The organism is Chitinimonas viridis (assembly GCF_030409555.1).
Classification (GTDB): Bacteria; Pseudomonadota; Gammaproteobacteria; order Burkholderiales; family Chitinimonadaceae; genus Chitinimonas; species Chitinimonas viridis.
On the sequence record NZ_JAUFPU010000018.1, the window covers coordinates 169,381 to 184,243 of the forward strand.

9 protein-coding genes are annotated in these 14,863 nt (G+C 62.5%); all 9 read right to left on the reverse strand.

Going from position 1 to position 14,863, the window contains the following annotated elements; genetic code table 11:
* Nucleotides 1-8: 8 nt before the first annotated feature.
* The 9 genes from QWZ03_RS14010 to QWZ03_RS14050 all read right to left on the reverse strand — a co-directional run bounded on the left by QWZ03_RS14010 (nucleotide 9) and on the right by QWZ03_RS14050 (nucleotide 14,742).
* The gene (locus tag QWZ03_RS14010; RefSeq protein ID WP_290333290.1) at nucleotides 9-2,846 is read right to left on the reverse strand and encodes an aminotransferase class III-fold pyridoxal phosphate-dependent enzyme; all 2,838 of its coding nucleotides are present in this window, start codon (nucleotides 2,844-2,846) and stop codon (nucleotides 9-11) included.
* Between the two features lie 149 nt (nucleotides 2,847-2,995).
* Nucleotides 2,996-4,168, reverse strand: a complete 1,173-nt coding sequence (locus tag QWZ03_RS14015; protein WP_290333291.1) for an acyl-CoA dehydrogenase family protein — start codon at nucleotides 4,166-4,168, stop codon at nucleotides 2,996-2,998.
* A gap of 3 nt (nucleotides 4,169-4,171) precedes the next feature.
* Nucleotides 4,172-6,850: a polyketide synthase gene (locus tag QWZ03_RS14020; RefSeq protein WP_290333292.1), complete on the reverse strand. Its 2,679-nt coding sequence runs from the start codon at nucleotides 6,848-6,850 to the stop codon at nucleotides 4,172-4,174.
* A complete protein-coding gene (locus QWZ03_RS14025) occupies nucleotides 6,850-8,442 on the reverse strand; it encodes an amino acid adenylation domain-containing protein (RefSeq protein ID WP_290333293.1) in 1,593 nt (530 codons plus the stop codon). The genes QWZ03_RS14020 and QWZ03_RS14025 overlap by 1 nt, the downstream gene beginning before the upstream one ends.
* Nucleotides 8,443-8,552: 110 nt before the next feature.
* Nucleotides 8,553-10,466: an aminotransferase class I/II-fold pyridoxal phosphate-dependent enzyme gene (locus QWZ03_RS14030; RefSeq protein WP_290333294.1), complete on the reverse strand. Its 1,914-nt coding sequence runs from the start codon at nucleotides 10,464-10,466 to the stop codon at nucleotides 8,553-8,555.
* A gap of 67 nt (nucleotides 10,467-10,533) precedes the next feature.
* Nucleotides 10,534-11,640: a Rieske 2Fe-2S domain-containing protein gene (locus QWZ03_RS14035; protein ID WP_284194917.1), complete on the reverse strand. Its 1,107-nt coding sequence runs from the start codon at nucleotides 11,638-11,640 to the stop codon at nucleotides 10,534-10,536.
* A complete protein-coding gene (locus QWZ03_RS14040) occupies nucleotides 11,637-11,903 on the reverse strand; it encodes an acyl carrier protein (RefSeq protein WP_290333295.1) in 267 nt (88 codons plus the stop codon). Before QWZ03_RS14040 ends, QWZ03_RS14035 begins: the two co-directional genes overlap by 4 nt.
* Nucleotides 11,887-14,124 carry an AMP-binding protein gene (locus tag QWZ03_RS14045; RefSeq protein WP_290333296.1) on the reverse strand — a complete coding sequence of 746 codons (2,238 nt, stop codon included), beginning with the start codon at nucleotides 14,122-14,124 and terminating at the stop codon, nucleotides 11,887-11,889. The genes QWZ03_RS14040 and QWZ03_RS14045 overlap by 17 nt, the downstream gene beginning before the upstream one ends.
* A 27-nt stretch (nucleotides 14,125-14,151) precedes the next feature.
* Complete coding sequence (locus tag QWZ03_RS14050) at nucleotides 14,152-14,742, reverse strand: acyl-homoserine-lactone synthase (RefSeq protein WP_290333298.1); 591 nt, start codon at nucleotides 14,740-14,742, stop codon at nucleotides 14,152-14,154.
* Nucleotides 14,743-14,863: the final 121 nt, after the last annotated feature.

A 14,863-nucleotide genomic window follows, 5' to 3' on the forward strand; every position in this document is an offset into this window, starting at 1 on the left:
GTGCAGGTTCAAAACACGCTCACCAACTTCTCACGGTTCAGCTCAAACCCGTGCATGCGTGCCAGCGCCTCGATTTCGCGTACCTGGCGGGTCGTCACCGCCCCCTTGCTGTAGTCTGACTTGATGCCTGCCAGCCCCAGCAACAGGGTCTCACCGGCACAGGCGTAAACCTGGCCACGGCCAAGCTGTATGCCAGGCAGGTCAAAATCGGGGTTGTGCGGCATGCTGACCACGCCCCCCCGTATCAGCCGCAGGCTAGGCACCTGCTGCGACAGATCGCGGACTACATCCCCAGGTATAGCGATATCACTGATCAACACCGGTTTGTCAGCAGCGAAGTGGCTGGCATCAAGGAAAGGCTTGCTGCTGTTGGAGGCACTGACCACGATATCGGCCGCCCGGCAGCTGTGGGTTTCCTCGCTGTAGGCCAGCAGGCCTTCCGCCATCAGATGATGCATGGCGGCGACCAGTGCCGTCTCGGTTGCCATGCCATCGCGCAGCGCGTGCTGGTAATGCTGGGCAAAGCGCTGCTTGAGCAAACCGCCACCAGCGGCCTCAGCCTCCACCTGCTCGGCCAGGTCACGCACCACATAGTCAGCCACAGCAGCCAGGCGGGATCCCGCACCAGCACGCCCCACCAGGGTCAGACGGGCACACTCATGGGCGATCAGGGCGGCATGCACCATGCCGATATTCCCAGTGGCCCCCACCACCGCCACATGGGCCTCGCCCAGGCGCAGGCCATGCGCGCCGGCACTATGGCGCAAGGTGGCCAGACTGGTCGCCACGGTCAGCGCATTACCCGAGGTTACGGCAGGGAAGCTGTAGTCGAATTCACTGCAGTTGGCCGTCACGATGGAGGTGTAGCCGCCGAAGCCAACCATGGAGCAGCCATCCTGGCGGGCCAGGTCGTAGGCAGTCAGAACCTGCTTGCGGATACGGTCCGATTTGTTGAAGCGGATATCGTCCTCTATCGTCTCCGCATCCATCAGGATGCCGTAGAGTATGACCTCCACCTGCTTGCCCAATGGCGAGCGCACCTGCCGCCGTACGATGCGCTGCGGCTCCAGGGTGGACTGTATCTGTTCCCGCAGGCGGCCCAGCTCATCCTCGTCAAAGGCGGCCAGCGACGGATCCCATTCCAGCAGACTGCTGGTGTCGATCAGGTGAGCGATAAAACCCACCTTTTCCATGGCTACCGCCTCCGCCGGCTCGCGCTGCGGATGCAACAAAGGGGCGCTAGCCTTGGCCGGCTGCCGCCCTGCTGCACCGGGCTCGATCAGATAGGCCAGCAAGCCCGCCACATCATCACCGGCCAGCAAGGCACACAGATCATCCAGGCCTGCCTGCAGCTGCGGGATGTACTCAGGGCGGAAGTAAGCCGAGGGCTCCAGCCGCAGTACACCGCGCTTGCCCAGCGAAGGCAGCACCCGTATCTGCCGGCGATGCAGCAGATATCCCGCGCAGATCATGCTCAGCATGCCGTCCTGCGCCAGGCTGGACAGTACCGCCGAGGGATGAGCCGACAGATCCTGCAATTCCAGCCCCAGCATCGTGCCCTTGCCGCGCACATCCTTGATCACGCCAGGCCACTTGCGCTGCAAGACCTGCAGGGATTCTGTCAGGGCGGTGCCCAGTTGCGCACAGCGTGCTGGCAGACCATCACGCTCAATGATCTCCAGCGTACGCTTGGCCAGGGTGGTCGACAGATCGTCCTCGGCAAAGGTCGAGCTGTGCAGCATGCTGAACTCATTGCGGTAGCGGTCGGCGGCTATCGCCAGCGCCGATATCTTGGCGTAGCCGCCACCCAGCGATTTGGAGAAGGTCAGGTAGTCGTTGGGCAGGCCCTGTGCATGGCTCTCCAGAAAGCTGCCCGAACGGCCCAGGCCACACTGTATTTCGTCGGCAATGATGGCCACCTCAGGGTGCTCGGCCTTGATACGCAGCAGCAGGGCGCGACGCTCGGCACTCACCTCCACAATCCCACCCTCGCCCTGTATGGGCTCATAGATCAGGGCTGCCAGGGTGTTGAACTGGCGTATTTCCAGCCGCAACGGCGCAAAGGCAAACTGGTAGTAACACTGCTGGCGGCTAGCCAGCAGGTCGGCAAATGCGGCGCAATCGTCAATGAACACCGCATCCGGATTGTTGCGGATAAAGGGCAAGCGGGCATCTCGGTTCCAGGTCAGCGCCAACGAACCACGGGTCTTGCCGTGGAAGGCCCCCTTGAAGGCCGCTACAAACTCATGGCGATTGAAGGCTTGCTGATTGCGGTGTGCCAAAGCTGTCAGCAGCGCATCCAGGTCGTCCAGCGGCTCTTGCTGGAGCACCCGTTCGCACTGCAGCAGAAACGCCTCGCTAATCTCCAACTCACCCCGTTCCAGCTTGATCTGCAGCATGCGTACGCTATCCGCCGCTTCGTCGGCCATGCGCTGCAGGCGCCGGGCATACTCATACTGGGCATGCTTGATGGCCGCCTCGACCGCCTCGGTGCCGGTATTGAGCACCACGATCTGATAATCACGCCCGCAGTGGCGCTTCAAGCTGTTTGCCAAGGCTTCGCGCAAGGCCACCGATTGGCCGCGCCGTGCACCCTGGGCATGGATGGGACGACCTGCCGCCACGCATTGCTCCAGCGCCTGGCGTATCTCCGGGTGGTTATGTCCCAGCAGGGTGGAACCAAAGCCCCCCACCATGTCCAGTATGGGGGTCAGCCCGGCCTCGCCGTCTTCGCCACCCTCCATATAGAGCATATCGCCCTCGGCCTTGCTGAAATCCACCAGCAGGCCGGCTGCCTGCAGCAGGGCTTCCTTACCCATCACACTCTGACCGACCAGCTTTTCCATCTTCCTCGTTCCTTCTTGCTTGTTTGGCTAGGTATTTAGAGCGTCTAACAAAACCGAGCGTAGCGGTTCTGGCTAGGCGTGCGAGCGATGGCAGTACGTGGGTACGGCAAGCTCGCACAACAACGCCAGAAGGGTTTTGTTAGCGGCTCTTATTGGCTGGATGCCTGGCGTATCGACACTGCCGACCGCAATTGGCGGGCAAGGTTGTTCTTGAGGACTTCCGTCGTGCCGGAGAACACGCTGGCCGGCATGGCATTGCGCAACTGCCGTTCTATCTCGCCGCAGAGTATTCCCTGGGCACCATGAATCTGGACGGCCGCCAGGCCGTTCTGCATGGCCGCGTCCGACACCAGCAGCTTGGCCATGGCCGCACAGGCGCTGTCCGGCCGGCCCTGGTCCAGCAACCAGGCCGATTTGTAGATGGCCAGCCGAGCCGACTCCAGCCGCAGCGACATATCAACCAGCTTGTGGCTGACAGCCTGGTAGGCCGAGATGGCCTGGCCGAACTGCTGTCGCAACTCGCTACGGGTCACGCAAAGTTCCAGCTGGCGCTGCATCACCCCCAGGTACAGGGCAAACAGACAGGTACGCTCCCACTCCATCGATACCTGGAAGATCGGGCCACCACTGCCCTCGGCGCCGATACGGTCCTCCTCGGGCACCCAGACATGTTCAAAGCGGATATCGCCCATGGCCGCCGTGCGCAGCCCCAGCTTCTCGTGCGGCACCGTGCTGATGCTGACACCCGGTGCATCGGCCGGCAGGATAAAGGTACTGAAATCGAAATAACCCTGGCCCGGGCCGGTACGGGCATGGACCAGCAGGAAGTCCGCCACCGGCGCATTGGTGATGTAGCACTTGCTGCCATTGATCACATAGCCCGGCCCCTCCTTCTTCGCCTGGGTCTGCATGGCGAACACATCCGAACCGGCCTCCACCTCGGTCACCGCATGGGCGCCTATCTGCCCCTGCATGACGCGTGGCAGCCACCGCTCCAACTGCGCCGGCTTGCCATACTTGAGCAAGGGATGCAGGCAGGCACACAGATGGGCCGACAGCGCGAATACCAGGCCGGTGTCCTGGCAATGCTGCCCCAATGCCTCCAGGGCCAGGGCGGCATCGAGGGCGCCATAGCCCAACCCGCCGCGCTCGGTATCGACAAACAGGCTGCTGAAACCGTGCCGGTGCAGCACCTGCCAGAGCGGTCGGGAAAACGCCGCAGCCAGGTCGCGCTGCGTCAGTTGGGAATCGGCCAGTTCGGCGGCGATCCCGGCAATGCCGCGCTGGATGGCGGCTTGCTGTGCATTAAGCGAAAAATCCATGGTTTACTCGGGAAGGGATGCGGCAATGGGAGGAGATTCCATCAGCAGATGGAAATTGATACCGCCGGTGCCAAAGGCATTGATGGCGGCGCGGCGCGGACCCTGCGCAGGTCGGGACCAGCTCTGCGTATGCGCCAGCACATCAAAGCCTCGCTCAGCCAGCTGCAACTCGGGATTCACGGCGCCACGCAGGCGATTGGCTGGCAACTGTCCCCGCTCCATGACCAGCACCGTCTTGATCACGCTGGCCATGCCCGCTGCGGCAAAGCAGTGGCCAAAACGGGTCTTGAGCGCGCCCAGCTTGCGCATACGCCCCGGCAGGGGGCGGTAGACCTGGGCCAGTGAGCTGATCTCCACCTGGTCCCCAATCCGGGTGCCCGTGCCATGGGTCTCGATGAAATCTATCCCCTCGGTACCGTGCGGCGACTGGACCAGCGCCCTTTCCATGGCCTTGACCTGCCCCTCGGTATTGGGCGCAATCATCGACTTGGCATCCGTGCTGCCGGCCAGCGCGGTAATCAACGCACGCACTGTGAGGCCAGCCGGCAAGTCATCGGCTCGGCGCAACACCAGGGTGCCGGCGCCGTCGCCGGGAGTGAAGCCGCTGGCCGTGCTGCTGAAGGTGGCAATCAGGTCTGGTGCCAGCATCCGTTGCGAAGAACACAGGCAAAGGTCATTGATATTGACCGGCAACTCCACCCCGCTGACCAGGGCCACATCACACCGACCAGCACGCAGGCTGTTCACTGCCAGGTCCAGAGCCGCCAGCGAGCCGGCACAGGCTGCCTCCACCGCCACGCACTGGGCGCGTAATCCAAACTGCTCCGCCACCAGCCGGCTGATGCCACTGGCAGCCAGCAGCTCCAGCGCCGGCGCATGCTCGCCCTGCAGAGCCCACTGTCGCGACACCGCAGCCAGGCCAGCCTGCACCGCAGACTCAGCAAGACCCTGCGCCTGTGACACCTTGCGGAAGCAAGCCACCACCTGCTGGCGGAAGTACCGGCTGGCGGCTAGCTTCTCTACGCCCAGCGTGAGGTTGGAGGCAGTCACCGCCAGCACCCGCCCCCCCACTGCCGTCGCAGGAACGCTGCGCACCGCCTCCTGCGCCGCCGTACAGGCCGCCAACTGGGCAGGGCCATAGCCCTGCTCGGCCAGTCCTGTCTGTATCCGCTCCAGCCAGCCCAGCGGCATGGCAGAGGCGCGGGCGATGTAGTAACTCCCAGGGGCTGCCGGATCATCATGGCGGTAAACCTGGGGCATGAAGCGCTGCCCATCCAGGCTGCCAAAGCTGTCAGCTGCACCACTCAGGTATTCCCAGTATTCATCCAGGCCTATGGCCTGACCGAAACAGCCCCCCATGCCGACCAGGGCAACAGGCTGCTGCGCCGTGCCGACGGGCGTGGCTGAGGCAGCCCCAGGAAACGCGCTTTGCAGCCGCACGCCAAAGGCACAACCGCGCAGATCCTCTCCCGCCACCATGGCCGCAATGGCGCCGCCACCCAAGGCCACGGTCTGGCTGGGCAGTATCAGGTTGAGTAAGTCGGTAAAGGGGCGAGCCACCGCGTCACTTGGGTCACGCGACGGCGGTACCTGGCGGTGTCCCAGTACCAGCAGCGCCTTCAACATGCCGGTCAGCACGCTGGCCGCATAGGTGTAGCCCGTGGCATTCTGGGCTGCTCCCCAATAGCACTTGCGCTGTGCATCACTGCGGTAGGCAGCGGCTGCAGTCGCCGCCAGCATGGTGGCGTAGCGGGCTTCACAGCAATTGCGCAGCATGTCCACATAAACCAGGTCGGCAGTGCACAAGGCCGATCGCTGCACCGCCAGCTCAGCCTCGTCACCGGCCGGGCAGGCATACAGCCCACCCAGGTAGGCCAGCGCCCTCGGCTCCGGCTGATGGCAGGCTTTCAGCACCAGAGCGCAAGCGCCCTCCCCCACCCCGCCCAAGCCTTCCTCGGCATGCGTCGGGCCGGGTAGCTCGGCGGTAATGCCCTGGCCCGCCAGCACTTCCAGCATCAATTCCGATTCCAGCCCCTGCCCTGCCAGCAGCAAGACAGCCTGGGCACGGCCCTGCCGCAACGACTCACACGCCGCCAGCAAAGCCTGAACACCGCCACCATCGAGCGACTCCAGCGCCATGGACTGGCCGCGCAGCTTGAAGAAGCCAGCAATGCGGGCAGGGATGGAACTGGCCATCTCACCCACCTTGTCGTGCGAGCTGGCCGAGAAATCCTGCTGCAGCCCCTGGCGCAGCTTGCCTGCCAGCAGCTCTGCCTGGCCTTCGTCGCCGGCCGCCGCCGTCGCAAATTCAACGGCCAGGTGCTGCGCCTGTATACGGGCAAAGTTCTCGTAGCCGCGGTTCAGTCCAAAGCCACTGCAGAAAATCACATCGGTGTACTCGGCATCAATGCCGCCGTCTGCCAGGCCCGCCTGTTGCAAGGCCTGCTGCGCCAGCTCGAACAGGTGCAGCTGCAAGGTGTTGATGGAGTCCCGGTAGATGGGCGGAATACCGAACTGCGCCAGCTCCGCACGTACCGACCCCATGCGGCGCAACCCTTCGGCGGCAACCTGCCTTGGCATCTGCAGGCGCTGCCACAGCGCCGCCGGTGATTCTATGCCGGCATAGCGGCAGGCCATCCCCACCACGGCAACCGCCGGTGCGTGATCTTCAGTCCGCTGCATCAGGCGCTCACCAGCTTGTCGGCATCGGCCAGGGCACGGTAGTCAATCTTGCCATTGGCGTTTTTCGGCAATGCCGCCATCTGGCACAAGCCATGCGGAATCATGTAGCGCGGCAAACGGGTCGCGCAGAATATCTTGAGGTCGGCAATCGAAATGCTGGCATCAGCCTGACGGGTCGCCAGGTAGACCATCAGCCGTACGACAGGACCAGCTTCCGCCAACACCGCCACCTCATGGATATCGGGATGGGTGGCCAGCACCGCCTCGATCTCGCCCAGCTCTACCCGGTAGCCATTGAGTTTGAGCATGCGATCCATACGGCCGTGGTAGACCAACACCCCATCGCGGAACGACCCGTAGTCACCTGTGGCATGCTGATTGAGCACATGGTTCTCGGCATTGACGGCATCATGCCGCCGCCAGTAGCCCGGCGTGACACACGCCCCCGCTACCCAGATCTCGCCAAGCTGGCCCTCTTCCATCCCCAGGCGACGGCCATCCTGATCGCGTAGCCAGACCTCTGCCCCCCGTATGGGTCGGCCTATGGGCAACGGAGCCGATCCTGCCAGGTCCGCCTCGCTGACCTTGTGATACAGACACACATTGGTCTCGGTCGGGCCATAGAAATTGTAGAGCTGGCAACTGGCCGGCAACTGCCTCGCCAGCGACTGCAGCTGCGGCAAGGGCATCACCTCGCCGGCAAAGATCACATAACGCAGGCTCAGCGGTGCCAGCGCCTGCCAGATACCTGCCCGGCTCAGCAGGGCCAGCAGCGACGGCACGGTGTACAGCACGGTAATCTGCTGCTGCCGCAGCACATCCGCCAGACGGCCCAGGGTTTGCTGCTCCTGCTCTTGGCTCACATAGACCGAGGCGCCATGCAGCAGGCTGCAAAACAGGTCGAAGGTGCTGAGGTCAAAATTGAAGCTGGCGATGTTCAGCAGCCTGTCATCCTGGCTCAGTGCCAGCTCCTCGCCGCACCAGCCTATGAAGTTGGACAGGTTGCGGTGGCTCAGCTGGACGCCCTTGGGCTTGCCGGTCGAACCGGAGGTATAGAGTATGGCGGCCACCTGGCTGGGCGGCACCGGCATCCCAACATCCAGCGACAAATCCCTGTCCAGCAGCATGGCATCGCGCACCACCACCAGCCTGCCATCCTCGCCATCAGGAGCCTCCTCCCCCTGCGACAACAGCAGGATCAGGCGCTCCACGCAATCGGGCACGCCCAACAGCTGCAGTTCGGCATAGTGGGCGGCATCGACTATCAGCACCCTGGCCTGCGCATCCTCAACGATGCCCGCAGCCCTATGCACAGGCTGGCCGCCATCCAGCGGCACATAGCAGGCGCCTGCATACAGGCTGGCCAGGATGGACAAGGCATAGTGATTGCCCTTGCCCATCCAGATCGCCACCCTTTGCTCGGCCACATCGGCAAGCTGCTCACTCGCCAATGCAGCCACCCAGGCGGCCGCTCGGCCATAGCTGACGCCCCCCTCTGCCAACAGGAAAGGCCGCTCCGGACTAGTCCGGGCGTAGCGCGCAAGGGGCTGGTGCACGGCCTCTGGCGGTGCAATTTGACGGTGTTGTGGCATGGCGGGTCTTCCGGTGTTGGTCTGACGCGGGCTAGGTTCGAAAAAGCGAATACAGCGCGGGTTTCAGCGGCTGCCCGGTCATGATGGTCCGGGCAGCCTTCGGCAGATGGCTAGTGCCTGGCGAACAGCTGGTTTTCCTCCGCCGCCTCGGTAAAGATGGCGATAGCTTGGTCCAGATCCTCGCGGGTATGGGTGGAGAGCACACTGACACGTAAGCGCGCATCGCCCACCGCTACGCCAGGAAACACCACGGTCTGGCAGAACAGGCCGCGCTGCCGCACCGACCGACCCATGGCCATGGTCTTCTGCTCATCACCGATGACGATGGGAATGACGGCACTTTCGCTGTGCTCGGTATTGAATCCGGCAGCCTGCAAGGCGGTGCGGAGGTAGCGGATATTGGCCCACAGGCTCTCCAGCCGCTCCGGTTCCTGCTCCATCAATTCCACCGAGCGGATCAGGCCGGCAGCCACGCCGGCCGGGATGGTGGCGGCGAAAACATAGGAGTTGGCGTAAAAGCGCAGGTAGTCGATCACCTCACGGTCACCCACCACAAAGCCCCCCATACCGGCCAGCGCCTTGCTCATGGTGCCCACCTCCAGGTCTACCTCGTGGCCCAGGCCAAAGTGCTCGGCCGTGCCAGAGCCCCGACGCCCCAGCACGCCGGTAGCGTGTGCATCATCTATCAGCAGTCGGGCATCGTATTGCCGCGCCAGGGCCACCATCTCCGGCAGCTTGGCGATATCGCCATGCATGCTGAAGACGCCGTCCGCCACGATCAGCTTGCCGCCCGAGCGGCTGTCCGCCTTCTGCAGCGCCATCTCCAGCGAGGCCATATCGTTGTGCTGGTAGATGCGGCGTGCAGCGCCAGACAGCTTGCAGCCATCCTGTATGCTCATATGGTTGTAGACATCGCTGATCACCGTATCGTTACCGCCCAGCAAGGCCGAGATCACCCCCACATTGGCCGAGTAGCCGGACGGGAACACGATGCAGGCTTCACGCCCCTTGAAGGCAGCCAGCTTGGCCTCCAGCTCCAGGTGCAAGGTATTGGTACCCCCGATAAGCCGGCAACCGGTATTGGTGGCGCCAAAGCGCTGGGTTGCATCGACGATGGCATCAATCACACGGGGATCGTTGGCCAGGCCCAGGTAGTTGTTGGAGGCAAACATCAGGAACTCGCGTTCCATGCCGCTGTATTCGTCGAAGATAACGGCACGGTTGGTACAGGCGCTACGGAACGGCATGCCGTACCAGAACAGCCCCTTGTCCGTACGATCGCGCAGGAAAGGCGCGAACCGCTGCACCTTTCCAAACAGGTCGCGACCGTTGTCGCCGGCAAAGTCACGCATGGTCAGGCTATCGTAGTCAGACGCGTCTTGCTGCCCAGCAGCAGTCTCCGGCTCAACCACCACCGTCTCCCCGCCCACCTCCAGCCGCGCCGCTGCGCCGGCTTTTAGTGGATAGGCGGCAAACCGTTCGATCAGGCTGTCCAGTGTCTCCATGCCACTGGCTTCGGCAGCCACCGGCAGCTCAAACAGCTTGTTCAGGTCTGCCACGATATAGGCCAGCATAATGGAATCCACACCCAGGTCTTCCTGCAGCAGGGCGTCAGGCTGCAGATCAGCCAGGGCATACTGGGTATGCTGCTTCACCACGTCCAGGATGACCGCACGGCGGGTGTCTTCGCCCTCCTCGTCAGAACCTTCCGCCCCATCCTCCGTGGCAGCCGCCTGCAGGCGGGCCAGCAGTTGTGTGGCATCGTTGCGGAGCGGATAGGGTAGAAAACGCGCCATCAACATGGCCAGGGTTTCCACGCCCTGGGTGCCCACGGTATGCGGTACCTGAAACAGCTTGTTCAGATCCGCCCCAATGTAGGCAATCATGATGGAGTCTATGCCCAGCTCCTCCTGGAGCAAGGCGTCGGCGATCAGATCCTCTTCGGCATAGCGGGTATGCGTCTTCACGACGCTGAGGATCAGTTCTTCCGGTGCTGATCGCGAGGCGATGGCTTGCTCATTCATTGCGCGGTCCTTGTGCGTGGTCTGGGCCAGCCGGGCAAGCGGCGGCAAAAATCGGGCGGCGAGAGTTTCAAAGAGAGTTGGTTTCCAGGGCCGAACCTGCCGGCTCGGTCACCAGGTGGATGGGCACAGCCGGCGCCTTGCTCTGGGTCGACTTGCCAGCCTCCGCTTCGCGGATCAGCTTGTCCCGCAGACGCAGGTAGTAGGCGTTGACCTTGTCCACCGGTATCAGGTTGTTGGCGCTGAGGCTGGAGGCACGCGGCCATTGCCCTTCTATGGCCTCCAGGTCCTTGGCCTGCTGGATGAAGCGTTCCATCCGGCACATCATCCATGGCCGCAACTGACGCCAGAGCGGTATGGGCAAGGGCTTGAAGAAGGGGAACAACAGGTCTTTCTTGGGCTCCTGATAGCAGAAGCAGACCCAGGTGTTCTCATCGTCTATGGGCGTGGCCACCAGGTAGACGTCAAATACGTCATTGCGTATCTGCACCAGGTTGGGCATCAGCACATCCACGCCTATGCGCCAGCCCCGCTGCCATGGAAACTTGGCCGTCAGCGTGTCTTGGGCCGGGCGCTCGTCATCGGGCCGCAGAATGAAGTCGCTGGTAATCAGATGCCCATCGATGGCGCAGCGGAAGTCATCCACCCGCCCACCCTTGGGATCCCAAATATTCAGGAAGGAGCCCTTGTGCACAAAGGGCACGTGGTAAACCTCGCACACGCTCTCGACGTAGCGCGTGTAATGGATGGGCGCGGTCCAGCCATACAGCGAGGTAAAGCCCTTGTATTCGGCAAAATTGGCGAACATGGGCACTTCGGGATAGCTGTCCTGCTGCTCGCCATTCCACAGCCAGATCAAGCCGTGCTGCTCGTGCACCTTGTAAGCGGGTACCTGCATGGTGCGGGGAATGACGCCGCACTTGCCCAGTACCGGCATGTGCACGCACTTTCCTTGCTGGTTGTACTGGAAGCCGTGATAGGGGCAGGCGATGGCATCACCATGCTGCTTGCCCTTGCTCAACAGCACACCCTTATGGGCGCAGCGGTCCTCCAGGCAGGCCACCTCACCGTTGCTATCGCGGTAAAGCACCAGCTTCTTGTTCAGCCGGGTAATCCCGACCGGCTTGTTCTTCACATCCTGACCACGTAATACGGCATACCACTGGTTGGGTATCATTTTCCGCTCTCTCCGCTAGCCAATCTAAGAATCATTTCTTCCAGCCTGACCACACTCTGGAAGTTCACCGGGTCTATCTCCTCCAGGGGAATCCGTATCTTGAATTCGCTGGAGATGAAATCGACGATGTCGAATACCGATACCGAATCGAGGATGTTCAGCTCCATCAGCGGCGTCTCCACCGTCAGGTTCTTGTCGCCATCCAGAAAGCTGCGGGAGATGAAGCCCAGTATCTTTCCGGTGAAATCATGTAGGGATTGCATAGTTGTCCTGGCTTGGAACGAGGGTTTCCGGAGTGGCAGCGAGCTCGCAGAGCTCATGCACGGCAGAGGCTGCAGCCGAGCGCAGATAGCTCAGCCTGGCGATTTCCGAGGCCAGCGACTGCGGGGTATTGAATTGGTAGAGCGACTCTGGCGACACCAGCACGCCGTGCTCGGCCTCCAGCACCGAGAGGATGTGCAGGGCCGAAACCGAGTCCAGCCCCAGCGCCGCAAACGGGTCCTCGGCGCGAACATGTTCCAGGCTGCAGCGGTTGAGCTTGGCAATCATGGCCCGCAGCCACAGGCAGATGCTGTCTGCCGATGCTAGGTCCAGCACCGCCAGCGCCGCACCGGTCGCCTGTTCGTGGCTGGCGCCGCTTACGTCACCTCCGGCCTCGCACCAGCTGAAGTAGCTGCTCAGGCTGCCATCCAGGTATTCACCCTTGAGCGCAACGCGCTGCAGCTTGCCCGACGAAGTAATCTTGACCGTCTTGCGCGGCACAAACACAACCTTGTCCGCCTTGATGCCGAACTTCTGTATCAACCGCTGATTGATGGCCACCACCAGGCTGGCAAAATCCAGGTCGGCCTGCCTGGCCTCGATGGCCAGCACCAGCTGTTCGCGTTCCTGCGCTTCCACCGAGAAGGCCACCGCCCGGCCGCTCTTCAACTCGGCACAGGCCACGGCTGCTTCGTATTCCAGATCCTGCGGGTAGAAATTAACCCCGCGGATGATGATGACCTCCTTCAAGCGGCCGGTGACGAACAGCTCGCCGTCCGCCAGAAAGCCAAGGTCACCACTGCGCATGTAATGCCCCGCCTGGCCACCGATGTGCAGGCCGAACTGCTGGCGCGTCTTGGCAGGGTCGTTCCAGTAGCCCTGCGCCACACTGGGGCCACTGATCCAGATCTCGCCTATCTCGCCATCCTTGAGCGCGATACCCAGTTGCGGGTCCACCACCCGCACATCCAGCGAATCATGTGGCCGGCCACTGCTGACCAGATAGCGACTCTCCGGATCGGTCTCAGGCAAGGGACTCAGCTGGTTCTTGCCCAGCTCCCGCGCGCTGACGCTAAGGGCCTTGAAGTGGGTATCCAGCGGCTTGCCGGACACCATCAGGGTGGCCTCGGCCATGCCATAACAGGGATACAGCGCAGCGGGATCGAAGCCGACCCGGCCGAAACGCTCGGCGAAGCGCTGCATGGTGTGGTAGTTGATGGGCTCGGCGCCGCAGAAAGCAATGTTCCAGCTGCTGAGATCAAGCTGCTCCAGCTGGCGGTCGCGGATATTGTTGACGCACAGCTCGAAAGCGAAGTTCGGGCCGCCGCTGCTGGTGCCACGGAACCGAGACACCGCCTCCAGCCAGCGATAAGGGCTGCGCAACACCAGATTGGTCGGCATCAGCATGGTGGCAAAGCCAGCGCAGACCGGCTGCAAGATGCCGCCCACCAAGCCCATGTCGTGATACGGCGGCAACCAGATCACCGAGCGGCTGACACCTTCACGATGACCGAAACACTGTTCTATCAGGCGGGAGTTCTCCACCAGATTGCGATTGCTGACAATGACACCCTTGGGCTTGCCAGTAGACCCCGAGGTGTACTGCAACATGGCAATGTCGTCAGGATTCGCCTGGAATTCACTGAAATGCCCTGCCCGCTCACCCAGGCAGTCTTCCATGCTCAGCCAGCGCAAGCCCTTGAGTGCAGCATCCTGCTCGATGTCGTCCAGCAAGCCGTCCAGACCGGCCAGATCGGTGAGTACGATGGGGTCCTGCAAATCCTGCAGTATCAGCTTGAGCCTGTCGCGCTGCAGCGGGTTGCGTGGCGGAAAGGTCGGCACCGCAATGGCGCCAGCAGCTAGGCAGGCATAGAACCCGGCCACGAAGTACTTGCCTTGCGGCAGTACCAGAACCACCTTGGATTGCCCCGCTTCTTCCAAGCGCTGTACACCTTTGATGGCGTGGGCAATGCGGGTAACCAGCGATTCCAGCTCGAAGTAGCTGAGCGTCTCCTCCTGCTCCGCATCCTCGCCCAGCACCGTATAAACCATTTCGCGCGGTGCGCTCTCAACCCGGTACTTCAGCAGGTCAAGAAAGGTATGGCAGTCCGCAGGGCCATTGCGATAGTGCGCGTGGCCACCTTGTCCACTCATCAATTCATCTGCCGCGAGCAGGCCACCTTCGCCGCCCAGTACCTGGATATGAATATCGCTTGATGTCATCGTGCGCTTTCGGAAGTTGTAACCGACTCAGGAAGGGGAGTAACCAGGAACATCGATCCAGCAAGCGATGATGGGGTTTCCATCCACCAGCACAGGTGAACCCGCCCGGTCGGCACTGAAACCGGCCTTGCGCAGCAAGCGCTCCACGCCTAATGGCGAGACAGTGATCACGCGCCGTGCACCGCTTTCGGCAGCACGTTCCAGCGTGGCTTGCAGTAGCTCCACCGCCACGGGGGAGGAAAACTGCCCCAGCGGCAGCTTGGCCGGATTGGCCGCCGAACTGGCCGCCTCGCTGAAGTCCACCGCAGCAAAGCGCGACAGCTCCCAGATATCGGGCGAATTCGGTACGGGCTGGCCGTTGAGCAGTTGAGGAAAGATTTCGCCCAGCAGATAGGGGCGGGTCGTAGGAAGCAGCCGGGCACCGCCGACTACCTGATCGTCCTGATCCTGGGCCACCACATAAAGCGTATCGGGCCGGTCGAACTGATCAAACTCGAGACCATCCTGGCATTTGAGCTGCCAGCCCAGCTTTTCCACGAACACCCGGTGACGATATCGGGCCAGTCCCATGAACACGCCGGACGGCAGATGGTCAGACCTTCCAGTGACGATTTGCACCACTACCTCCTTATTCGGCTCTTCTCGGCGAGAGCATCGGAGCGTATTGAATAGAGCTTGGTGACTTCACGTAACTACCAGATTTGGTGGGGTCGCCTTCTGCCCGGCATGCTGCCAGGGC